Origin of the sequence: Stenotrophomonas sp. TWI1409 (assembly GCF_039673015.1) — a bacterium.
Lineage (GTDB): Bacteria > Pseudomonadota > Gammaproteobacteria > Xanthomonadales > Xanthomonadaceae > Stenotrophomonas > Stenotrophomonas maltophilia_A.
In genome coordinates this window covers 24,623-46,879 of record NZ_JBDJKU010000036.1, presented here as the reverse complement: position 1 = coordinate 46,879, position 22,257 = coordinate 24,623, and the positions used below count along the sequence as shown (strand labels likewise).

The 22,257-nt window shown below is 67.0% G+C and carries 22 protein-coding genes; 9 read left to right on the top strand and 13 right to left on the bottom strand.

Annotation, left to right across the window (positions count from 1 at the left end; translation table 11 throughout):
- Nucleotides 1-143: 143 nt before the first annotated feature.
- The 7 genes from ABE423_RS13075 to ABE423_RS13045 all read right to left on the bottom strand — a co-directional run bounded on the left by ABE423_RS13075 (nt 144) and on the right by ABE423_RS13045 (nt 8,222).
- On the bottom strand, nt 144-860 hold the full coding sequence (locus tag ABE423_RS13075; RefSeq protein WP_032127168.1) for a haloacid dehalogenase-like hydrolase: 717 nt from the start codon (nt 858-860) through the stop codon (nt 144-146).
- Nucleotides 857-1,651, bottom strand: a complete 795-nt coding sequence (gene trpC / locus ABE423_RS13070) for an indole-3-glycerol phosphate synthase TrpC (RefSeq protein WP_049401666.1) — start codon at nt 1,649-1,651, stop codon at nt 857-859. The genes ABE423_RS13075 and trpC overlap by 4 nt, the downstream gene beginning before the upstream one ends.
- Before the next feature lie 74 nt (nt 1,652-1,725).
- Nucleotides 1,726-2,757 (bottom strand): anthranilate phosphoribosyltransferase, encoded by a 1,032-nt coding sequence (gene trpD / locus ABE423_RS13065; protein WP_049401667.1) that lies wholly within the window; start codon nt 2,755-2,757, stop codon nt 1,726-1,728.
- Nucleotides 2,758-2,773: 16 nt separating this feature from the next.
- Nucleotides 2,774-3,361 carry an aminodeoxychorismate/anthranilate synthase component II gene (locus ABE423_RS13060; protein WP_125895885.1) on the bottom strand — a complete coding sequence of 196 codons (588 nt, stop codon included), beginning with the start codon at nt 3,359-3,361 and terminating at the stop codon, nt 2,774-2,776.
- Between the two features lie 2 nt (nt 3,362-3,363).
- The gene (locus tag ABE423_RS13055) at nt 3,364-4,143 is read right to left on the bottom strand and encodes an SIMPL domain-containing protein (protein ID WP_049461246.1); all 780 of its coding nucleotides are present in this window, start codon (nt 4,141-4,143) and stop codon (nt 3,364-3,366) included.
- Nucleotides 4,144-4,210: 67 nt separating this feature from the next.
- Nucleotides 4,211-5,686 carry an anthranilate synthase component I gene (gene trpE, locus ABE423_RS13050; protein WP_049401669.1) on the bottom strand — a complete coding sequence of 492 codons (1,476 nt, stop codon included), beginning with the start codon at nt 5,684-5,686 and terminating at the stop codon, nt 4,211-4,213.
- 178 nt (nt 5,687-5,864) lie between these two features.
- The gene (locus tag ABE423_RS13045) at nt 5,865-8,222 is read right to left on the bottom strand and encodes an XVIPCD domain-containing protein (RefSeq protein WP_253144347.1); all 2,358 of its coding nucleotides are present in this window, start codon (nt 8,220-8,222) and stop codon (nt 5,865-5,867) included.
- A 156-nt stretch (nt 8,223-8,378) separates the two neighbouring features.
- On the opposite strand from ABE423_RS13045, the gene ABE423_RS13040 reads away from it, so the two are divergent.
- Nucleotides 8,379-9,191: an ankyrin repeat domain-containing protein gene (locus ABE423_RS13040; protein ID WP_032127163.1), complete on the top strand. Its 813-nt coding sequence runs from the start codon at nt 8,379-8,381 to the stop codon at nt 9,189-9,191.
- A gap of 15 nt (nt 9,192-9,206) precedes the next feature.
- On the opposite strand, the gene yegS is transcribed toward ABE423_RS13040, so the two are convergent.
- From yegS to ABE423_RS13020, 4 genes are all read right to left on the bottom strand, one after another.
- Entirely contained in the window at nt 9,207-10,142 is a 936-nt protein-coding gene (gene yegS, locus ABE423_RS13035) for a lipid kinase YegS (protein ID WP_049401671.1), read from the bottom strand.
- Between the two features lie 301 nt (nt 10,143-10,443).
- Nucleotides 10,444-10,926, bottom strand: coding sequence for a GNAT family N-acetyltransferase (locus ABE423_RS13030; RefSeq protein WP_032127161.1), 483 nt, complete (start codon nt 10,924-10,926; stop codon nt 10,444-10,446).
- Between the two features lie 59 nt (nt 10,927-10,985).
- Nucleotides 10,986-11,660: a ribulose-phosphate 3-epimerase gene (rpe, locus tag ABE423_RS13025; protein ID WP_032127160.1), complete on the bottom strand. Its 675-nt coding sequence runs from the start codon at nt 11,658-11,660 to the stop codon at nt 10,986-10,988.
- Between the two features lie 30 nt (nt 11,661-11,690).
- The gene (locus ABE423_RS13020; RefSeq protein ID WP_014038745.1) at nt 11,691-12,020 is read right to left on the bottom strand and encodes a DnaJ domain-containing protein; all 330 of its coding nucleotides are present in this window, start codon (nt 12,018-12,020) and stop codon (nt 11,691-11,693) included.
- 144 nt (nt 12,021-12,164) lie between these two features.
- On the opposite strand from ABE423_RS13020, the gene ABE423_RS13015 reads away from it, so the two are divergent.
- From ABE423_RS13015 to ABE423_RS12980, 8 genes are all read left to right on the top strand, one after another.
- Nucleotides 12,165-13,091, top strand: a complete 927-nt coding sequence (locus ABE423_RS13015; protein ID WP_032127159.1) for a phosphoribosylaminoimidazolesuccinocarboxamide synthase — start codon at nt 12,165-12,167, stop codon at nt 13,089-13,091.
- Between the two features lie 315 nt (nt 13,092-13,406).
- Nucleotides 13,407-13,892 (top strand): Mpo1-like protein, encoded by a 486-nt coding sequence (locus ABE423_RS13010; RefSeq protein WP_032127158.1) that lies wholly within the window; start codon nt 13,407-13,409, stop codon nt 13,890-13,892.
- A gap of 333 nt (nt 13,893-14,225) precedes the next feature.
- Entirely contained in the window at nt 14,226-17,054 is a 2,829-nt protein-coding gene (locus ABE423_RS13005) for a monovalent cation/H+ antiporter subunit A (protein WP_346486283.1), read from the top strand.
- Entirely contained in the window at nt 17,054-17,446 is a 393-nt protein-coding gene (locus ABE423_RS13000) for a Na+/H+ antiporter subunit C (protein WP_180845044.1), read from the top strand. Before ABE423_RS13005 ends, ABE423_RS13000 begins: the two co-directional genes overlap by 1 nt.
- Nucleotides 17,443-18,978: a monovalent cation/H+ antiporter subunit D gene (locus ABE423_RS12995; RefSeq protein WP_346486280.1), complete on the top strand. Its 1,536-nt coding sequence runs from the start codon at nt 17,443-17,445 to the stop codon at nt 18,976-18,978. Before ABE423_RS13000 ends, ABE423_RS12995 begins: the two co-directional genes overlap by 4 nt.
- A complete protein-coding gene (locus ABE423_RS12990; protein WP_049401676.1) occupies nt 18,975-19,481 on the top strand; it encodes a Na+/H+ antiporter subunit E in 507 nt (168 codons plus the stop codon). The genes ABE423_RS12995 and ABE423_RS12990 overlap by 4 nt, the downstream gene beginning before the upstream one ends.
- Complete coding sequence (locus tag ABE423_RS12985; RefSeq protein WP_005411334.1) at nt 19,478-19,762, top strand: K+/H+ antiporter subunit F; 285 nt, start codon at nt 19,478-19,480, stop codon at nt 19,760-19,762. The genes ABE423_RS12990 and ABE423_RS12985 overlap by 4 nt, the downstream gene beginning before the upstream one ends.
- Nucleotides 19,759-20,148, top strand: a complete 390-nt coding sequence (locus tag ABE423_RS12980) for a Na+/H+ antiporter subunit G (protein ID WP_049401677.1) — start codon at nt 19,759-19,761, stop codon at nt 20,146-20,148. Before ABE423_RS12985 ends, ABE423_RS12980 begins: the two co-directional genes overlap by 4 nt.
- A 301-nt stretch (nt 20,149-20,449) precedes the next feature.
- On the opposite strand, the gene ABE423_RS12975 is transcribed toward ABE423_RS12980, so the two are convergent.
- Nucleotides 20,450-21,415, bottom strand: coding sequence for a sodium:calcium antiporter (locus tag ABE423_RS12975; protein ID WP_032127153.1), 966 nt, complete (start codon nt 21,413-21,415; stop codon nt 20,450-20,452).
- A gap of 73 nt (nt 21,416-21,488) precedes the next feature.
- A complete protein-coding gene (locus tag ABE423_RS12970; protein WP_125894221.1) occupies nt 21,489-22,145 on the bottom strand; it encodes a hypothetical protein in 657 nt (218 codons plus the stop codon).
- Between the last annotated feature and the right edge of the window lie 112 nt (nt 22,146-22,257).

Sequence of the window (22,257 nt, the reverse complement as noted above, 5' to 3'; positions counted from 1 at the left end):
TGCGGGCCGGGCGCGCGCGGCCCCGCGCCGCCCCCGCCCCCCCCCCCCCCCCCCCCCACCACCTCCCCGGCCCCCCCCCCCCCCCCCCACTACCGGGTCGCAGCCCGGCACTCCGTCATCCCATCCCCGGCGGATTCCGCGCGTTACGCCTTGTCGCCGCCGCGGTCCACGCAGCCCCAGTTGAGGATGCGGGTGCCGGCCGGCAGCACGCGGCGGAAGAAGTCCACCCTGCCCGGCTTCGGGTTCACCACCACCGGCGCCTTGGCGGCCAGCAGCAACGGCAGGTCGGCGGTGCTGTCGGAGTAGGCGATATCGATGTCGCCGTAGCCGCGCTCGCGCAGCATGCGCATCTTCTCTTCGTTGTGGCAGTGGCGGGTCGGGCCGACGCCACCCAGCCGTGGGCCGACCTCGGTGCCGATCACCGGTACGTCCTGGTGGGCGACGAAGGCCAGGATCGCGCGTGCCAGCTCTGGTGGCGCGCCCGTGGCAACCACCACGCGGTCACCCTTGGCCCGGTGCGCTGCGAACACCTCCAGCGCCTGTGGCAGCAGCTTGGCGCGCATCTGCGCCTCGTTGCGCAGCACATAGGCGTCGATCACCTTGTTGAAATCGCGCGCACGGTGCAGGCCGAAGCTGCCGATCCACACATAGACCGAAATGCCGGTACGGCGGGTCGGCAGCAGCGCCACCATCGGCCCGGCGATCGGCGTGACCAGCAGCGCCGCCAGCATGCGCAGCGGGTTGCGCTTGATCAGCGAAGCGAACAGGTGAGTACCCGAATCGCCGTCGTAGAGGGTGTGGTCGAAATCGAAGACCACCAGCGGCGCATCGTCGCGCGGCGTCGGATAGTGCGTTTTCATGCCGCGAAGAATAGCTGACGCAGGCCCTCGCCCGGCTCTTCCACGCGCATGAAGGCTTCGCCCACCAGGAACGAGTGGATGCCGGCATCGCGCATCAGCGCCACGTCCTGCGGACCGAGGATGCCGCTCTCGGTGACCAGCAGGCGATCGCGCGGCACCGCCTTCTGCATGTCCAGCGTGGTCTGCAGCGACACCTCGAAGGTGCGCAGGTTGCGGTTGTTGATGCCGATCATCGGTGCCGGTACCTGCAGCGCACGCTCCAGCTCGTCGATGTCGTGCACTTCCACCAGTACGTCCATGCCCAGCGACATCGCCAGTTCGGACAGCGTGGCCAACTGCGTGTCGTCCAGCGCAGCGACGATCAGCAGGATGCAGTCGGCACCCAGCACGCGCGCCTCGTACACCTGGTAGGCGTCGATCACGAAGTCCTTGCGCAGCACCGGCAGCGTGCAGGCCTCACGGGCCTGCTGCAGGTAGGCATCGGCACCCTGGAAGAAGTCCACATCGGTCAGCACCGACAGGCAGCTGGCGCCGCCGAACTCATAGCTGACGGCGATGTCGGCTGGGCGGAAATCCGGGCGGATCACACCCTTGGACGGGCTGGCCTTCTTCACCTCGGCGATCACCGCCGGATCGCCGTTGGCCACTGCCGCCTGCAGCGCGCGCACGAAGCCACGTACCGGCGGGGCGCTGGCCACGGCGGCCTGCAGGTCCTCGAGGGGACGCTGGGCACGGCGCTGGGCCACTTCTTCGGCCTTGCGGGCCAGGATCGTCTGCAGGATGTCGCTCATCGTCTTCGATTCGGTGCGGGGGCGGTGAGGACGGCCATTATCGGCCATCAAGAGGGTCAGGCTGAACCGCGCGCTCAGGCAACCAGCGCGCGGGTGGTCTCTACATACTGCTGCAGGCGCTGGCGGGCGCTGCCGTTGGCGATGGCGGCACGGGCACGGGCCAGGCCGTCGCCGATGTCGCTGGCCACGCCGGCCACGTACAGCGCGGCGCCGGCGTTCAGGGCCACGATGTCCAGCGCCGGACCGGGCTGGTTGTCCAGCACGGCGCGCAGCATGGCAATGGACTGCTCCGGGCCATCCACGCGCAGGTTGCGGCTGGCCGACATCGCGATGCCGAAGTCTTCCGGGTGGATCTCGTACTCGCGTACCTTGCCGTCGCGCAGCTCGCCCACCAGGGTACCGGCGCCCAGCGAGATCTCGTCCATGTTGTCGCGGCCCCAGACCACCATGGCGCGCTCGGTGCCCAGCTCGCGCAGCACGCGTGCCTGGATACCCACTAAATCCGGGTGAAACACGCCCATCAGCACCGACGGTGCGCTGGCCGGGTTGGTCAGCGGGCCAAGGATGTTGAAGATGGTACGCACGCCCATCTCGCGGCGGACCGGCGCGACCACCTTCATCGACGGGTGATGGATCGGCGCGAACATGAAACCGATGCCGGTCTGTTCGATGGCCGCGGCCACCTGCGCCGGCTGCAGCTCGATGGCCGCACCCAGTGCTTCGACTGCATCGGCGCTGCCGGACTTGGACGACACGCTGCGGTTGCCATGCTTGGCCACGCGCGCACCGGCCGCGGCCGCGACGAACATCGCGCAGGTGGAGATGTTGAAGGTGTGCGAGCCATCGCCGCCGGTGCCGACGATGTCGACCAGGTGGGTGGTATCGGCCACCGGCACCGCCAGCGCGAATTCACGCATGACCGTGGCCGCAGCGGCGATCTCGTCGATGGTTTCCTTCTTCACGCGCAGGCCAGTGAGGATGGCGGCAGTCATCATCGGCGAGACATCGCCGCGCATGATCTGCCGCATCAGGTCGACCATCTCGTCGAAGAAGATTTCGCGGTGCTCGATGGTGCGTTGCAGGGCTTCCTGGGGGGAGAAGCTCATGGGAATGCTCCTGGGATCAGGCGGCCGGACGCTGCAGGAAATTGCGCAGCAGGGCATGGCCGTGTTCGGTGAGGATGGATTCGGGGTGGAACTGAACGCCCTCCACCGGGAACTGGCGGTGGCGCAGGCCCATGATCTCTTCGATCGAGCCGTCGTCGTTCTCGGTCCAGGCGGTCACTTCCAGCACCTCGGGCAGGCTGTTCTTGTCCACCACCAGCGAGTGGTAGCGGGTGGCCTGGTAACGGTCCGGCAGGCCGGCGAACACGCCCTTGCCTTCATGGCGGATCGGCGAGGTCTTGCCATGCATGATGTTGCCGGCGCGGATGACCGTACCGCCGTAGACCTGGCCGATGCCCTGGTGGCCCAGGCACACGCCGAGGATCGGCGTGGTCGGGCCCAGGCGCTGGATGAGTTCCAGCGACACGCCCGCTTCGTTGGGCGTGCACGGGCCGGGCGAAATGACGATGCGCTCAGGCTTCTGCGCGGCGATCTCGTCCACGCTCATCGCATCGTTGCGCACCACCTTCACCTCGGCGCCCAGCGTCTGCAGGTACTGCACGAGGTTGTAGGTGAAGCTGTCGTAGTTGTCGATCATCCACAACATGGTCAGGTTCCGTCGCTTATCAGGAAAATGGCGTATACGTTTTCGGTGTAGGTGATGGGGCCGGCTTCGATGGATTCGCGCAGGCGTGAGCCGGTGGTCTCGATCATGTCCATCTGCGCCGCAGGTGACGGCGGCGATGGCGGTGTCACCATGTCGTCGCTTCTGGGCCAATTGCCCGCCTGCACGCCATAGGCGAAGTTCGGCGCCACATCAGAGATGCTGTACAGCCCGCGCAGCTTCGTGCCGTAGGCATTGGCAAGGCCCTGCGCGGATTGGCGCGTCGACGCGGCGGCCTCACCCTTGAGTTCGCGCCGCAGCGCCACTTCGCCCGAGTAGGTCGGGGCCACGCTGCTGACCTGCAAGTTCTCGTTGGCCTTCAGTGCACCCAGCACGTCCTGCATCGCCTTCACGCTGGCGAAGCTGGCACGCAGCTGGCGCGACACGCGGGTGCCGACGAAGACCTGCCGGTTCTGCTCATAGCGCGTGGCCGGGCCGATCCGCAGATTGTCCGCACGCACGCTGCCCTCCACCGCCTTGTGCTGCTTGAACAGCGCCAGCACGCGCGCGACGTTGTCCTGCACGCGGCGGCGCGCGGCGTCGGCATCCATGTCGGTCTCTTCGATATTCAACTGCAGGCCGAACCGGTCGGGCATCACCTCGCGGCGCGCCTCGCCCTTCACCAGCAGGTGCGGCTGCGAGGGAATGGTGTTGGCCTGCGCCCACGCAGACGGGGCCATCGTGGCCAGCAGTGACGACCACAGCAATGCGCTCAGCAGCTTCATGCGGTACTCCTTGTCTTGAACGGGAACGGCGGAACGACCACGGCGCAGCGGCCGTGGCGAGGCAGGCTTACAGGCCCTTGGCGGCCTGGGCGACGGCGCGGAACAGCGCGCGGCCCTTGTTCATCGTCTCGTCCCATTCCTTGTCCGGGTCCGAGTCGTAGACGATGCCGGCGCCGGCCTGCACATACAGGCGGCCGTCCTTGATCACCGCGGTGCGGATCGCGATCGCGGTATCGGCATCGCCATGCCAGCCGATGTAGCCGATGCTGCCGGCGTAGACATTGCGCTTGATCGGTTCCAGCTCGCGGATCACTTCCAGCGCGCGGATCTTCGGCGCACCGCTGACCGTGCCGGCCGGGAAGGTGGCACGCAGCACGTCGGCATAGCTCAGGCCCGGCTGCAGCTGCCCGGTCACTTCGCTGACGATGTGCATGACGTGGCTGTAGCGCTCGATCACGAACTGCTCGCCCACTTCCACGGTGCCGGCCTTGGACACGCGACCGGCATCGTTACGGCCGAGGTCGATCAGCATCAGGTGCTCGGCGCGCTCCTTCGGATCGGCCAGCAACTCGGCTTCCAGCGCCAGGTCCTGTTCGACAGTGGCACCGCGCGGCCGGGTGCCAGCGATCGGGCGCACCGTCACTTCGCCATCCTGCAGACGCACCAGGATTTCCGGCGAGGAACCTACCACCTGCAGGTCGCCGACATCGAGGAAATACATGTAGGGCGACGGGTTCAGTGCACGCAGCGCACGGTACACATCCACCGGGCGCGCCTTGAACGGCACGCTCAGGCGCTGGCTCAGCACCACCTGGAAGATGTCGCCGGCACGGATGTATTCCTTGCTGCGCTGGACCGCATCGACGAAGCCTTCGCGGGTGAAACCGGAGACGAAATCGGACTCGTCCAGCACATCGCTGTTGAGCGGTGCGGGATAACCAGCACCCGGCGCGCGCAGCTTGGCGGTCAGTGCATCCAGGCGCGCCTGGGCCTGCTCGAACGCACCCTCGACACGCGGGTCGGCATGCACGATCAGGTACAGCCGGCCCTTGAGGTTGTCGAACACCGCCAGCTCGTTGGAATCCAGCAGCAGGATGTCCGGCGTACCCAGCTCATCGCGGCCAGCCGGCGGGGCCAGGCGCGGCTCGATGTAGCCGATGCACTCGAAGCCGAACCAGCCAACCAGGCCACCGGTGAAGCCCGGCAGGCCTTCCAGCTTGGGCACCGAGTGGGCGCTGCGCAGCGCCTCGACTTCGGCGAACGGGTCGGCCACCTCGCGGGTGTCCACCACCTGGCCATCTTCGCGCACGGTCAGCGTGTGGCCATGGAAGGCATACACGCGGCGCGCCGGCAGGCCGATGATCGAGTAACGACCAAAGCGCTCGCCGCCTTCGACGGATTCAAACAAGTAGGTATTGGGGCCGTCGGCGAGCTTCAGATAGACCGAAAGCGGCGTGTCCAGGTCGGACAGCACTTCACGGACGACGGGAATATGGGTGTGGCCTTCAGCGGCCTGCTGCAGAAACTGAGCGTGCGAGTTCAAGACGACTTTCCTTCCGGGACACAGCGTTATGGGGGCGGACGACGGCAACGGGCCACCATCGCCACCAACGGCGTGCGGAAGAAAGGGTATGCGGGGTCGTCAGGCTGGACACCCCTTGACTGTATCGCAGCCGGGGCGGGAGGGGAACCCCGTCGCGGCGTCGCGGTTCATTCGGCCATTAGCCCATCCGCCGGGCGTTGTCCTGGGCCTCCAGCCCCTGTTGCTGTGCCAGTCCGGCTGCCGTCGCCTGTTCGCGACCGGTGTTCAGGGCGTCAACCTGCGCCGTGCTCACGGCCAGCGGCTGGGCCATGCCGGCCGCCACGTCCACATGCGCATGTCGGCGGTGGGCCGCCTGCAGATCCGGGGTGTCGATCGCGAATGCCCGCGTGCGGTCGTCACTGAGCAGCACATGGGAGATGGCCTGCAACCCTTCGCGCTTGGCCTGCGCAGCCAACGCCCCGGCCAGCTGATCGCTCTGCAGGTTCGGGATGCGGCCATGTGCCACATCGAGGCCGTGCACACCGGTCTGCGCGCCCTTGAACAGATGGAAATCGATGTGCCCCGGATCGTTCAGCGCGGGTATCTTCGCGCCCCCCTCCTGCAGCTGCGCATGCGGCCGTCCAAGCAGCTTGCGCGCGGCCGCCTCCTGGCTCGCGATTGCCGCGTCGAGACTGGGGTTCATCGTCTCGCTCATGCCATGCCGGTCCACCGACTCCCCCATGGTCGCACTGCCGCGCCCGATCACCCACGACGTCTTGGCCAGGTTGACCAGGTTCTGCGGCAGTGCCGGCGTGGGCAGGTGCGTGGCAATGCCCTTGTTGGCCATCGCGCCCAGCCCGACGGTGCCGGCCAGCACGGCCGGCGCCTGCGAGGTCAGCCCGGTGATCTGATGGCTGCTCCAGTTCATGCCCATGTGGAAAGTCGCGCCGTACACGGCATAGCCGTTGCGCAGCCCATTGGCCACGCCATGCACGCCCTGCTGCAGCTGGCCGCCCAGATGATGGCCGCCGGCACGGATGCGGCCGGCATCCGCCGCCGCTTCACGGGTGGCTTCACGGGCCTTGGTTTCGTGTTGATTGCGCGCCGCATCACCGTGCTCACGCATCTGTCTGGCCATGTCGTCGGCACCGAGCGCACCCAGCACGCTGGCCCCGATGTTCCAGCCGTAACTGCCCTTGGCCTGCACGCGGTGGCTGACCGATTCGACCAGACCCTGCAGCTCGCGCCCCTTGGCAATGACCGTCGCACCGCCTTCGATGCCCACCCGCATGCTCTTGCCACCGTAGTCGACCACGGTGCCGATCGCATTTCCCTGCAGGGTCGACGCACGCTCGACGGCCACGCCGGACAAGCTCATGCCCCGGCCCGCCAGCGCGCCGACCTGCTCGACATGTTCACCGGCAACCCGTCCGGCACGCATGCCGCGCGCACCTGCGATCAGCACCTCGGCCAGCGGGCCACCGTATTCGGCAAGCTGGCTTGGCGCTTCTCGATGGCGGCGGTCCACCACCTTTCCGTTCACTTCGGTCTTGGCGTCCAGCAACAGTTCCATCCTGCCCGCGGCCACCGGGACATTGCGCAATGCCTCTGCCCCGGATTTCGACGCCAGCTGGTCAACCAGCTGGGCCGTGGCCGTCTGCGCACCCGCCGGCATCATCTCCTGCAGCTTGCGGGTAACCATCTGCTGCACGCCGGGCTGACGCAGCAGCTGGCTGGTCTCACTGGCCAACAGGCCAAAGCCCTGCCGGTGATGCTCGTTGAGCCGCTTCAATCCGTTCTGCACATCGTTGAGCACTTCACCCGACGTCTGGTAGGTGTGCACCGTGTCGCGCGTGTTGAACACCGGCAATCCGTGGGATTTCGCGTAGCGATCGGCGGTGGCCGGATGCAGCCCCGCCGAATTGAAGGTGGTCGCACGTACACCGGTAACCGCCGAAGCGGCAGAGGCCATGCCGCCACCAAGCGAATGACCGGCGAGTTCAAACTGGGTACCAGAGGTCTTCAAGCGACTCGCCAGTGCCATGGCCCGATCGTAGTAGTCGCTCTGCATGCCTACGCCCTGGCGTCCATTGTTGAGGAAATCCTCGCCTCCGGATTCACGCCGCCCGCCTTTCGCCCGGGGATCGATGATTTCGCCCGTTGATCCCTTGAACACCAGCACCGGCTTGGCGTCATCACCGAACACCCTTTTGTCCGGAATGTAGATCTCTGCGCGGAAGCCCGAATCGTTCGGCCGCATCAGCTTCTTCAGGTCGGCCGCTCCCAGGCTGATGCCCGCCGCTTTGAGCGTGTCCGGGTCGGTCACGGCACTGGCTCGCGTCCACCCGACCGGCGGCTCACCTTTGCCCTTTGCCGAGGCATACACATCATCAGCAAGCGAACCCAGCTCGCGGGCGTGATAGGTCTCGCGCAAGCGCGCCGCCTCGGTGGCATGTCCACCTCCCTGCAGTTGCTCGACCAGGTGCTGCTGCGCCTGGACGCTCTTGGCGCGGGCCTGCAACAGGCGTTCCTGCTGCTCGGGATCGTGACCGCTCATGGCAGACTCCATTGCTCATCAGTGAAGACACGGTCATCCAGGACCTGCTGGAATGACCACGGCCAACGCTATCATCCCCCGAACGCGTCCATGTCAAGGGATCACATGCACCGTCACCCTCACAGTTCCTTTACGCCATTTTCCTGCCTGGCGCTGATGCTGCTGATGCTGCTGAGCGCCTGCGCGCGCACGTCTTCACATGGCGCGGAGCGCTATTTCGAGGGCAAGGCACTTGAACTGGCCATCGCCGCCGAACAGGGTGATGCAGCGACGATCACGCGCCTGATCAAGACCGAAGGCGTGAACCCCGACAAGGAGTTCTCGAAGCAGGATGGCATTCCGCTCATCGCGTGGCCGTTGCGCGCACAGAACCTGGAAGGCCTGCGCGCGATGCTCGACAACGGCGCCGACCCGAATGCACGGCGTATTGAAACGCTGGACGGCGAGACGTTCCGCCACAACAACGCCATGGTCTATGCCGCGAAGATGGACGATCCGCGCTACCTGGCCCTGCTGCTGGACCATGGCGGCGACCCGGACACGCGCACCTCCAATACCGAAACGCTGCTGTTCCAGGCTTTCATTTCCGGCAACCTGTGGAAGAACATCCAGCTGCTGGTGGAGCGAGGCGCGCACGTCAACGAATCCAACATCGGCCAGGCCGATACCGTTCTCAGCTGGTACACCGGCCGTGGCGGCTTCGAGCAGGCTTACTGGCTGCTTGAGCATGGTGCGGACCCCACGATTGCATCGCCGTCATCGGCGCAACCAGGCGCGCCCGATCGGATGGCCATGGTCGAAGCCATCTACTGGGAAATCACCACACCGGACCTGCTGCCCTGGCAGAAGAAGTGCCAGCAGTGGCTGATCGATCACGGCATTGCGCGGCCGCCGCTGCCGCAGTACATCCGCGAGAAGCGCGAAGCATTCGGCTTCCCGGCGAAGGAGCAGGACATCCCCCCGTTGTAGGACTTCCGGTCCGGCTCAGCGCGGCTCGGACAACAGGGCACAGCCCACGGGCAGGTGCATCCGCACCCTGCCCGGCACGCACGCGATGCGGAACTGGCGCGCCTGTACCGGTTCGCCGTCCAGGTTGAGCGTCAACGGGCGCTCGGAATCCACCTGCAGCCACGGCAGGCGCGCGCGCGTTGCCAGCTGTTCCAGTGCGGCCTGGGTGCCCGACTTCAGCATCTGGCCGAGCGTGGCGGTGACTTCACCTTCCAGCTCCGGAAGCACCGTCACGTCCAGCTGCCCATCATCGATCAGCGCCTGCGGGCACAATTGCTGGCCACCACCGGCCTGGCGGCCATTGCCGATGCCGAGCGCGATGAAGTCGCCTTCCCACGCGAAATCCGGGCCCGACAGGCGCGCATGGATCGGCTCGATCCGCCCCAGCTTGGCAATGCCGGTGATCACGTAGGCCAGCCCGCCCAGCATCTTCTTCAGGCCGGCATCGGTCTCCACCGTCACCTGCGTGCCGAAGCCACCGCTGGCGAGGTTGGCGCACCACCATTGCGTGCCATCGGCGTCCACGCGCAGCAGATCGATGGCATGCGGCGTGGCCTGCCCGATCAAGGCCAAGGCCGCCTTCGGCTCGGTCGGGATGCCGGCCGCAGTCGCGAAGTCGTTGGCGGTGCCCATCGGGATCAGCGCCAGCGAGGGCAACGCATCTGCCGGCTCCTCACGATGCGCCAGTGTCTCGGCCACCGCGCTGAGCGTGCCGTCGCCACCGGCGGCCACGATCACGTCCACGCCATGATCGATCGCCTCGGCCACGTAGCGTTCGGCGTCACCGTCTTCCCAGGTCACCCGCACTTCCAGCTGCACGCCCTGCCCACGCCAATGACCGACCGCGTCGCGCAGCTCGTCATTGCCTGCGGATTTTCCGTTGAGGATCAGGCGCCAGCGCGGGGTGGTCATGCGGTGCTTCCAGGACGGGGGTGGCACAGGCTAGCAATGCGCCGTTTGTCCGCAGTGAATGTCACGCAGGTGTCATTCAGCTGCTGGAGAATGGAAGGCCATAGCAGGGACGACGGATGGAGGCAGGATCAGCCTCCCACGCATGCAGCGAGGCCACGCCAGTGATTGGCGTGGCTTTTTTTTGGTGCGTAGGGAGTGCGAACCAAGGTTCGCACCCACCGGGTTGCGGTTCGCACCCACCAGGCTGCGGTTCGCGCACACCAGGTGGGTAGATCCACGCCATGCGTGGATGCACTTCGCCTCAACCGTTGGCGAAATCGTGCAATGCCTGGCCCTGCAGCCGGTACACGGTCCACTCGTCCTGCGGCGTGGCGCCAGCGGCGGTGTAGAACTCGATGGCCGGGGTATTCCAGTCCAGCACCGACCATTCGAAACGACCGCAACCCTCGGCCACGGCCTGGCGTGCGATGTACTTCAGCAGCGCCTTGCCGGCGCCTGCGCCGCGCTTTTCCTGGCTGACATACAGGTCTTCCAGGTAGATGCCCTTGCGGCCCAACCAGGTGGAGTAGTTGTAGAAATACACGGCGTAACCAATGGGCTCGCCGTCGGCTTCGCAGATCAGCGCGCGCGCCGTGGCATCGGCGCCAAACAGGCTCTCGGCGATGCCGATCTCATCGGTCTGCACCGAATGCTCGGCCTTCTCGTAGATGGCCAGTTCGCGGATGAAATGCAGGATCAGGCCGGCATCGGCCACAGTGGCCGGACGGATGTTCAACAGAGCCATGGGCGGAAAAGGGAGACGGAGGGAATCAGGCGAGCTTAATCCCCTCCGTCCCTTTTTTGTCAGCGTGCCGCAGCGACATTCGCGCGCATCTGCGCGATCACGTCCTGGTAGCTGGTCTTGGCGTTGAAGATGGCCGAACCGGCAACGAAGGTGTCGGCACCGGCAGCGGCGATCTCGCCGATGTTGTCGGCCTTCACGCCGCCGTCGATCTCCAGGCGGATGTCCTTGCCGCTGGCATCGATCATCTTGCGCACCACGCGCAGCTTGTCCAGCGCCGAGGGAATGAAGGCCTGGCCGCCGAAGCCCGGGTTGACCGACATCAGCAGCACCAGGTCCAGGTCGTCCAGCACCCAGTCGAGGATGTCCACCGGGGTGGCCGGATTGAGCACGATGCCCGGCTTGCAGCCCAGCGAGCGGATCAGCTGGATGGTGCGGTGCACGTGGCGGCTCGCTTCCGGGTGGAAGCTGATGTAGGTGGCACCGGCTTCGGCGAAGTCCGGGATGATGCGGTCCACCGGCTCGACCATCAGGTGCACGTCGATCGGCGCGGTCACGCCGTGCTTGCGCAGCGCCTGGCAGACCATCGGGCCGATGGTCAGGTTCGGCACGTAGTGGTTGTCCATCACGTCGAAGTGGACCCAGTCCGCGCCGGCGGCGAGGACGTTGTCGACTTCCTCGCCGAGGCGGGCGAAGTTGGCGGACAGGATGGAGGGGGCGATGAGGCAGTTGGACATGGCCGGGCCTTGCAACGGTAGGAAAGAGGGTCAGCGCTTGCGCAGGGTCTTGATGCGGTCGTAGGCGGCGTTGATCCGCCGCGACTTCTGCTCGGCCTGCTGCTGCAGCTCGGGGGCGGCGCCGCCAAGCTTGTCGGGGTGGTACTGCGAGATCAGCCTGCGGTAGGCGCGCTCGACCTCGGCATCGGTGGCCTCGGAGGTCAGCCCCAGCTCCCGGTACGGGTTCTCCTTGTTCAGGCGGAACCAGTCCGAATCGAAGGCGTGGCCGATCAACAGGCCGACCACCGCGCCGAACAGCGGATTGGGCCGGAACAGCAGGGCGCCGGCGATGAATCCGAGCAGTTTTCCGTACCAGCGCATGGCGCTCCGGGGTCGACCGACGAAATGGACGCTCATTTTACGTCACAGCGGGCCCGGACGGCTTTACACTAGGCCGCCCGCTGGTCAGCGGGCCCGCCGGGTCCGTTGGGCAGCAGCCGTATCGACAACGCCCCAGGAGTGCCCGTGCCAACCACGCTGTTGCAATCCGATCTCCCCGGCCTGCCCTTGCGCCATCGCGGCAAGGTGCGTGATGTGTTCGATATCCCGCGCGAGCGGCTGCCAGCAGGGACCCCGCCGGGCGACTACCTGCTGATGGTGGCCACCGATCGCCTGTCGGCGTTCGACGTGGTCCTGCCCGACCCGATTCCGGGCAAGGGCGAGATGCTCTGCCAGGTCTCCAACTTCTGGTTCGCCAAGACCGCGCACCTGATGCCCAACCACCTGACCGGCATCGACGTGGCCAGCGTGCTGCCCGAAGGCGTGGACCCGGCCCTGTACGCCAAGCGCGCGGTGGTCACCCGCAAGCTGAAGCCGGTGCCGGTGGAAGCGATCGCCCGCGGCTACCTGATCGGCAGCGGCTGGAAGGACTACCAGCGCACCGGCAAGGTCAGCGGCATCGACCTGCCCGACGGCCTGCGCCAGGCCGAGCAGCTGCCCGAGCCGATCTTCACCCCCTCGACCAAGGCCGCCGTGGGCGACCATGACGAGAACATCGATTTCGATGCGATGGTGAAGCAGGTCGGTGCCGAGATGGCCGAGCGCGTGCGCGATGCCACCCTGCGCATCTACAAGTTCGCCGCCGAGTACGCCCGCGAGCGCGGCATCATCCTGGCCGATACCAAGTTCGAGTTCGGTACCGACGCCGATGGCCGCCTGTACATCATGGACGAGATGCTGACGCCGGATTCCTCGCGTTACTGGCCGGCCGACGAGTACGAAGTGGGCACCAGCCCGCCGAGCTACGACAAGCAGTTCGTGCGCGATTACCTGGAGACGCTGGACTGGGGCAAGACCGCCCCGGGCCCGACCATCCCGGCCGAGATCATCGAGCGCACCCGCGCCAAGTACGCCGAGGCGCTGCAGCGCCTGGCCGGGATCAGCGTCGACTGATGCCCTGCGCCCCCCGCCGGTCTGGCTGGGGGCGTTCTGAATGCGGTACTGCCGGCCGCTGGCCGGCAACCTCGCGAACCTGCAGCCAGGCATGGCCTGGCTCTACTGCCGGTTGCCTGGGGTACTGCCGGGCCCAGGGCCGCACCCACCCCACCAAGGCAAAAAGAAAGAATGACCGCCCCCCGCCCGCGCCTGGCTCTCCGGCGGGTGGCGTGGGTTCGTGCGGGCCGCGGGCGGGCAACCGCGCGATCTGGGATTGGCTTTGTTTTGCGGCCCTGGGGCCGGCACTACCGTTGTCCGAGGAAGCAACGCAGCATGCAGACATCCACCGAGCTTGCGCGGCCGATCGACCGCTATTTCGCCAGCTACTCCGACGACCACCGCAATCTGATCAACCAGCGCATCCACGTGGTGGCGGTGCCGGCGATCCTGTGGTCGGTGGTGGCCCTGCTGTGGTGCCTGCCGCCGCTGATCACCTGGTTCCAGTACGGCATCTGGTCGGCGTTCGCGATGTTCAGCGCCTGGTGCTTCTACAACAAGCTGTCGCGCCCGCTGGGCATCGGCATGCTCATCCAGTTCTTCGTATTCGGCTGCCTATGCCGCCTGCTGGAGGCCGAGATCGGCCTGCATAACCTGTTCTGGCTGGCGGTGGGTGTATTCGTTGTGGCCTGGATCGCGCAGTTCATCGGTCACAAGTTCGAGGGCCGCAAGCCCAGCTTCCTGACCGACCTGACCTACCTGCTGATCGGCCCGGCCTGGGTGATGGCCAAGTTCTACCGCAAGCTCGACTGGCGCTACTGACCTGCCCGTGGCCGACGGTGCCCCTCGTTTCCTGAACGGGCAGATTCCGTCACCCGCACTCCACGACGGCCCTGCCAGCCTGCACCGGTGATCCGTTCCCCACCTCCCGCCCGTCGACGGCAGCCCCTGTGCGACAGGGCCTGCGGTCTCCCTGCGTGGGCGTAGGGTGTCCCCCGAGGGCAACCGGGGAGGGACCGCAGCAACGCGATGCTGCGCTGCAGAAAAAATGAATCAGCGGACGTTACATGCAATTGATCGCTGTTCGATGGGTTTCGGCGACATTTCGCAGCCTGTTATCCTCCCTGACCTGCTCGTGAATCATGGATTCCCTGCATGCTCCCCAGCCTGCCCCTGCTGCTGGCCCTGCCGTTCCTGATGGCAGCGGCTGTTGCGGCCTTCCCCCGTAGTTCGCGCTCGACTGCTGCCTGGCTGGCGGCGCTGGCGCCGTTGGGCGGACTGGCCATCCTCGGCTGGCTGACCCCATCGGTGCTCGACGGCCAGGTCGTGCGGACGATGGTCCCTTGGCTGCCGCAGATCGGTCTGGACTTCACCCTGCGCCTGGACGGGCTGGCCTGGATGTTCGCCGGGCTGGTGCTCGGCATCGGCGCGCTGGTGGTGCTGTATGCGCGCTACTACCTGAGCCAGCAGGACAACGCCCACCGCTTCTACTGCTACCTGCTGCTGTTCATGGGCGCCATGCTGGGCATGGTGCTGTCGGGCAACCTGCTGTTGCTGATGATTTTCTGGGAAATGACCAGCATCAGCTCGTTCCTGCTGATCGGCTTCTGGTCGCACCGCCAGGACGCCCGCGAAGGCGCACGCATGGCGCTGGTGATCACCGGCGGCGGTGGCCTGGCCCTGCTCGGTGGCGTGCTGCTGATCGGCCGCATCGTCGGCAGCTTCGACCTGGACGTGGTGCTGGCCGCCGGCGAGCAGATCCGTGCCAGCGCGCTGTACCCGTACGCACTGTTCCTGGTGCTGGCCGGCATCTTCACCAAGAGCGCGCAGTTCCCGTTCCACTTCTGGCTGCCGCACGCGATGGCGGCGCCGACCCCGGTCTCGGCCTACCTGCACTCGGCCACCATGGTGAAGGCCGGTGTGTTCCTGCTGGCGCGGCTGCACCCGGCACTGGCCGGCAGCGACCTGTTCTTCTACACGGTCAGCGGCATCGGCGCGCTGACCCTGCTGATCGGCGCCTGGAATGCGATCTTCCAGCACGACCTGAAAGGCCTGCTGGCGTACTCGACCATTTCCCACCTGGGCCTGATCACCCTGCTGTTCGGCCTGTCCACGCCGATGGCGGTGGTGGCCGGCGTGTTCCACATCCTCAACCACGCCACCTTCAAGGCCTCGCTGTTCATGGCCGCCGGCATCATCGACCACGAAACCGGCACCCGTGACATGCGCAAGCTGGGTGGCCTGCGCAAACTGATGCCATTCACCAGCGCGCTGGCGATCATCGCCTCGCTGGCGATGGCCGGCATCCCGTTGCTCAACGGCTTCCTGTCCAAGGAAATGCTGTTTGCCGAAGCGCTGTCGGCCGGTGGCACCGACACCATGCGCACGGCGGTGTCGATCGCCGCGCTGCTGGCCGGCGTGTTCGGCGTGGCCTACAGCCTGCGCTTCGTGCATGACACGTTCTTCGGCAACGGCCCGCATGACCTGGACCGCGTGCCGCACGAGCCGCCGCGCTGGATGAAGGTACCGGTGGAGATCCTGGTGGTGATCTGCGTGGCGGTGGGTATCGCTCCCGCCGTGACCGTGGCCCCGGTACTGCACGCGGCAGCGGCCTCGATCCTCGGCAGCGCGATGCCCGAGTACAACCTGTCGATCTGGCATGGCTTCAACTTGCCGCTGGCGATGAGCGCTGCTGGCGTGGTCGGTGGCGTGCTCCTCTACTTCGGCCTGCGCAGGCTGATCGATCTGCATGCGGTAACCAACACCACGCCGGGACGCAACGTCTTCCACCACCAGCTGGACCTGCTGTCGGCCGGTGCGCAGCGGTTGACCGCCGGCATCGCCAACGGCAGCCTGCAGCGCATGCTGCTGGGCCTGGTGCTGGTGGCGATCGTGGCCGCCGCCGCGCCCTACATCGCCAACCCGGCCTCGCCGGAATGGACCAGACCGCAGCCGATACCGCTGCTGGGCTGGGCGTTGTGGCTGGTGATGATGTCCTGCGCGGTGGCGACCCTGCGCATGTACAAGCAGCGCCTGCTGGCCGTGCTGCTGGTCGGCGGCGTCGGCCTGATGGTGGCGCTGACCTTCGTGTTCCTGTCCGCACCGGACCTGGCGCTGACCCAGCTGCTGGTGGAAATGGTGACCCTGGTGCTGATGCTGCTGGGCATGAACTACCTGCCGGCACAGTCCGGCCCGGAGCGGCCGCGGTGGCGCAAGCGCCGTGATGCGCTGATCGCGATCGTGGCCGGTGCCGGCCTGGGCGCGCTGGCCTACAGCGCGATGACCCTGCCGCCGAACACCATGGCCGGCGAGCTGGTTGCCCGCGCCCTGCCGGAGGCATACGGCCAGAACGTGGTCAACGTGATCCTGGTCGACTTTCGCGGCTTCGATACCTTCGGCGAGATCACCGTGTTCGGCATTGCCGCACTGGTCGTGCATGCACTGCTGCGTCGCACGCGGATGGCGCCGGAGCAGATCATGCCTGGTCCGCCGATCAAGCTGCCGGTGCCGGCCGATCTGGCCCAGATCATGTTCCCGCTGACCCTGACGGTCTCCATCTTCCTGTTCCTGCGCGGCCACAACGCGCCGGGCGGCGGCTTCATCGCCGGCCTGGTGCTGGCGGTGCCGCTGCTGATCCAGTACGTGATCCAGGGTACCGCCTCGGTGGAGTCACGCTTCGGCTTCGACTACATCCGCTGCATCGGCATCGGCCTGCTGATCGCCATCCTCAGCGGCGCCGCGTCGATGCTGTTCGGCGTGCCGTTCCTGACCAGCGGCCACCTCGACCTGCACCTGCCGCTGATCGGCGACGTGCCGCTGGCGAGTGCGATCGGCTTCGACATCGGCGTCTATCTGGTGGTGTTCGGTGGCGCCATGCTGATGCTGTCGATGATGGGCACGATCAAGCCGTCGCGTACCCGCACTGCCCGCAAGGGTGAGATCGACCTGCAACGCCGTTCGGCACGCACCGGGGAGATGCACTGATGGAACTGGCCCTGGCTACCGCGATCGGCGTACTGACCGCGATCGGCATCTACCTGCTGCTGCGTGCGCGCAGCTTCGATGTGATCCTCGGCATGACCTTCCTGTCCTACGCCACCAACCTGCTGATCTTCGCCGGTGGCCGCGTGGTGCTGGGCAAGGCACCGGTGCTGCAGGAAGGCGTGGACAGTCACCTGGGCAACTACACCGATCCGCTGCCACAGGCGCTGGTGCTGACAGCGATCGTGATCGCCTTCGCGATGACCGCGGTCAGCATCGTGCTGGCCATGCGCAGCCGCAGCGACAACCACAGCGACCATGTGGACGCCCACGAGCCGGATGACGACCTGCAGGATGAGAGCGTGCTGCCGCGCCAGGGCGAGGACCGCGCATGAACCACCTGGTGATCCTGCCCATCCTGATTCCGCTGCTGGGTGCTGCACTGTCGCTGTTCGTCGAACACCGCCGCTATGGCCCGAAGGTGCAGCGCGCGGTGGCCTGGACTGCGCTGTCGGCGCTGGCGCTGGCGGTGGGCCTGCTGTTTGCCGCCACCGCCACTGGTGAGATCAACGTCTACCTGCTCGGCGACTGGCCGTCGCGGCTGGGCATCGCGCTGGTCGCCGACCGGCTGTCGGCGTGGATGCTGCTGACCACCCTGCTGCTGGCCATTCCCTGCCTGCTGCATGCCTGCTCGGGCTGGGACCGCCGCGCACCGCACTTCCATGCGCTGTTCCAGTTCCAGCTGGTCGGCCTGAATGGCGCGTTCCTGACCGGCGACATCTTCAACCTGTTCGTGTTCTTCGAGGTGATGCTGATCGCCTCCTACGGCCTGCTGCTCAGTGGCGGCCGCGGCCTGCGCATGCGCATCGGCCTGCACTACGTGGTGTTCAACGTCACCGCCTCGACGTTGTTCCTGATCGCGCTGGGCCTGCTGTACGCCTCGCTGGGCTCGCTGAACATGGCCGAGCTGTCGCAGCGTATTGCCGAGGTTCCGCCGGCGCAGCTGACCCTGGTAAAGGCCACGATGGGCCTGTTGCTGCTGGTGTTCTGCGCCAAGGCTGCGCTGATGCCGCTGTACCTGTGGCTTCCGGAAGCCTATTCGCGCGCACCGGCCGCCGTGGCCGCCCTGTTCGCGATCATGACCAAGGTCGGCCTGTACTCGGTGCTGCGCATCCAGATGCTGTGGTTCGGCGACGATGCCGGTGCGATGGCCGGCTATGGCCGCGACTGGCTGCTGTGGGCCGGCGTGGCAACGCTGGTGCTGGGCGGCCTCGGTGCGCTGGCCGCGACCCGCCTGCGCGTGCTGATCTCGTATCTGGTAATCGTCTCGGCGGCCACGCTGTTCATCGCCTTCTCGGTAGGCACGCCGCAGGTGCTGTCCGCCGGCCTGTACTACCTGCCGCACAGCAGCTTCGTCGCCGCCGCACTGTTCCTGATTGCCGACCTGATCCGCCGCCGCCGCGGTGGCGCCAGCGACCGCAAGGAAGTGGTCGCGCCGATGCCGGGCAAGGAAACGCCGGCGGTGCTGTTCCTGATCGGCGCGGTGTCCGTGGCCGGCCTGCCGCCGCTGTCCGGCTTCCTGGCCAAGGCCGCACTGCTGGCCGGCATGCCGGCGCAGTACACCGGCCCGGTCTGGACCGCCGTGCTGGTCAGCAGCCTGCTGGTGATCATGGGCCTGACCCGAGGCGGCATCCGCCTGTTCTGGCGCGTGCCGCCGGTAGAGGCCGATGCACCGAAGCCGCGCAAGGCACGCCTGCGCCGGGTCGAGCTGTACGCGGCCTGCATCCTGCTGGCCTACGGCATCGGCATGACCCTGGCCGCTGCACCGCTGATGCGCTACACCGACGCCACCGCCGCACAGCTGCTGCAACCCAGCGAGTACGTGCAGCAGTTGCGCGCGACCACGCCGGAGATCCGCCAGCCATGACCGCCCAGCGCTCCCTGTTCCGTCGCGTCATTCCCTCGCCGATGCTCAGCATCATGGTGGTGGCGTTCTGGCTGCTGATGTCCGACAGCTTCACCCTCGGCCAGTTCGTGCTGGGGCTGGTGCTGGGCGTGGTGGTGCCGCTGTTCGCCGCGCGCCTGGACCGCGAGTTCGCCCGCATCGGTACCCTGCGCCCGCTGCCCAAGCTGCTGTGCGTGACCCTGTGGGACATCCTGATGTCCAACATCCGCGTTGCCGTGCAGGTGCTGGGCCCGGAGAAGAACATCCATCCGGGCTTCATCTGGCTGCCGCTGGACATCGCCAACATCCACGGCATCGCCGCGCTGACCAGCATGATCACGCTGACCCCGGGCACGGTCTCGGCCGCGCTCAGTGACGACCGCAAGTTCCTGCTGGTGCACGTGCTGCACCTGGAGGACCCGCAGGACCTGATCGATACGATCAAGCGCCGTTACGAGGCGCCGTTGATGGAGATCTTCCCATGACCGGTTTTGAAGTCATCCAGACCACCCTGGTGGTGTGCATGCACGTGGTCGGCCTGGCCATGCTGCTGGCCACCTGGCGCCTGCTGCGCGGGCCGACCGTGCCCGACCGCATCCTCGCGCTGGACACGCTGTCGGTGACCGCGATTGCCGAGCTGATGCTGTTCGGCATGTACCTCAACTCGCCGATCTACTTCGAGGCGGCGCTGATCATCGCCATGCTCGGCTTCGGCAGCACCGTGGTGCTGAGCAAGTTCGTGCTGCGCCGGGACATCGTCGAATGATCACCGCGATCCAGATCGGCCTGTCGATCCTGCTGCTGTTCGGCTGCTTCTTCATCCTGGTCGGTGCATTGGGCCTGGTGAAGCTGTCCACGTTCTTCAAGCGGCTGCACGCACCGACCAAGGCCAGCACGCTGGGCGTGGGCTGCGTGCTGGTGTGCTCGGTGTGCTACCACATCTTTCTCGGCCAGGACCCGCAGCCGCGCGAGCTGCTGATCACCGTGTTCCTGTTCATCACCGCACCGATCAGCGCGCACATGATGGCCAAGGCCGCGCTGTCGCTGCTGATGGAAACCCGCCCCAGCCTGCCCGGCAACGAGCCGGCTGCTGAAGAGCAGCTGCCGCCGCCGGAACCGGTGCGGGAAGAAGAAACCACGCAGAACCGGTGAATCCGGTAGCGACCGACCTTGGTCGGCGCTTTGTTTCCCTGAGTGCCAACCAAGGTTGGCAGCGACCGCATCATCGGTGGGTGGACCGGTGGGTGCCGACCGTTGGTCAGCACGGAGCCAACCGCATCCACGCATGGCGTGGATCTACCGACCGCAATGCCCGGTGGCGGCCGACCTTGGTCGGCGCTTTGTTTCCCTGAGTGCCAACCAAGGTTGGCAGCTACCGCATCATCGGCGAGGTGACCGGTAGGTGCCGACCTTGGTCGGCACGGAACCAACCGCATCCACGCATGGCGTGGATCTACAACGCCGGTGCGCCCACCAGCAGCAGCTCCAGCACGAACCAGCCCGCGAACGCGACCAGCAGGATCGCGCCTTCGCCGCGGCTGATCTTCAGGTCGCCGCGCAGCATGGGGTACAGCACCAGTGCGAAGGCCAGCAGCGCCGGCAATTCCAGGCGCACGAACGAGGCCGGCAGCGCCAGCGGCTGCAGTACGGCCATCGCACCAATCACCAGCAACAGGTTGACCACGCTGGAACCCAGCACGTGGCCCAGCACCATGTCGCCATGACCACGGCGTGCGGCAGCAATCGCGGTTGCCACCTCCGGCAGCGCGGTACCGATCGCGACCGGCAGCAGACCGACCAGTAGCGGTGTCCAACCCAGTGCAGTACCGAAGTCCGCTGCGGCCCCCACCACCAGGCGTGCGCCCCAGTACAGGGCCAGCGCGGCGATCAGCACCCGCAGTACATTCAACGGCAGGCTGGTTCGGCTCAGTGCGGACTCGGCGATGGCTGCCTGCACCTCCGCACTCTCGCTGCGACCACGGCGCAGCAGCAGCACCTGCACCACGATGAAGCCGGCCAGCAGCACGCCGCCCTCCCAGCGTGCCAGGCCACCATCAAGACCGAACAGGATCAGCAGCACGCCGGCCGCCAGCAGCGACCACCACAGCACCGTCTGCAGGCGCGCGCGCAGCAGCAGTGGCGCAGCCATGGCCGCCACGGCCAGGGTCAGGCCCAGGTTGACGATGCTGCTGCCCACCGCGTTGCCCAGCGCCAGCTCCGGCTGACCGACCGCCAGCGCGCGCGCGTTGACCGCCAGTTCCGGCAGCGAAGTGGTCACGCCGAGCAGCAACAGACCAGCCGTGAACGGACTGGCCCCGAAGCGTTGCGCCAAGCCGGACACGGCCTTGACGATGGAGTCCCCGCCCAGCGCCAGCAGCAGCAGGCCGAGCAGGAACCAGGCAATGGCAATGGCGATCATCGAGCACTCCCCCTGCGGTCGTGGCGCGATTCTACGCTGGCCCCGCGCGCATGGCTGGGCCGTGGATCAAGGATCAGCCACAGCCTTCCACATAATCCACCTGCGGGGTCTGCCCGACCCTCCACGCACCGACCCGGCCGTCCGCACCGAGTGCGAAATCGATCACCGCCCCACCCTCCTGCGCCGGACGCACGCGCAGGTGCTGGGCCTTCTCGTCGTACTTGTCGGGGCCGACGTCAGCGCGCTCGGGGTAAAGCACCTGCAGCTCACCCAGGGTCATGCCGACCTTGCCGCCACCTGGTGCGGTGATGGCTGCGCTGCGCACGTCGTAGCGCACCAGCTTGCGGCCTTCGATCATCAGGCGGGGGTCTTCGGCATTCTGCGGTCGCAGGAAATAGCAGCCATCGTTGCTGTCGTCGGCCGGCAGCGGTTTGCCACTGGCATCGGTGCCCAGCCCCTGCAACGGCGCGCCGAAGCCACTGCGGACCTCAGCGATGCCGGCGCCCAGCTTCGCGCCGGCGAAGCCCTCCAGGTGCGCGGGACTGTCCTCGCGGCGGTCATTGGCTGGACGGGCTGCCAGATCAGGATCCGTCGACTGCGCGGGCCCGGTAGCCGAGGCGGTTTCGGCCGGGGTATCGCTGCCGCTGCCGGCCGCCCCCTGCCTGTCGGAGCCAGCACTGCAGGCGGTGAGCGAAAGGAGCAACAGACCAGCAAGCGGAAGGTGCTTCATCGGTGCGGTTCCCTGGCACGAAGGTGGCTGCACGCTAGCCCATCCTGTGTGCAGGCGCTGCATTGTCATCGCGGTTTCATCGCCTTCGTTCAGGCTCGGCGAGCACCGACCT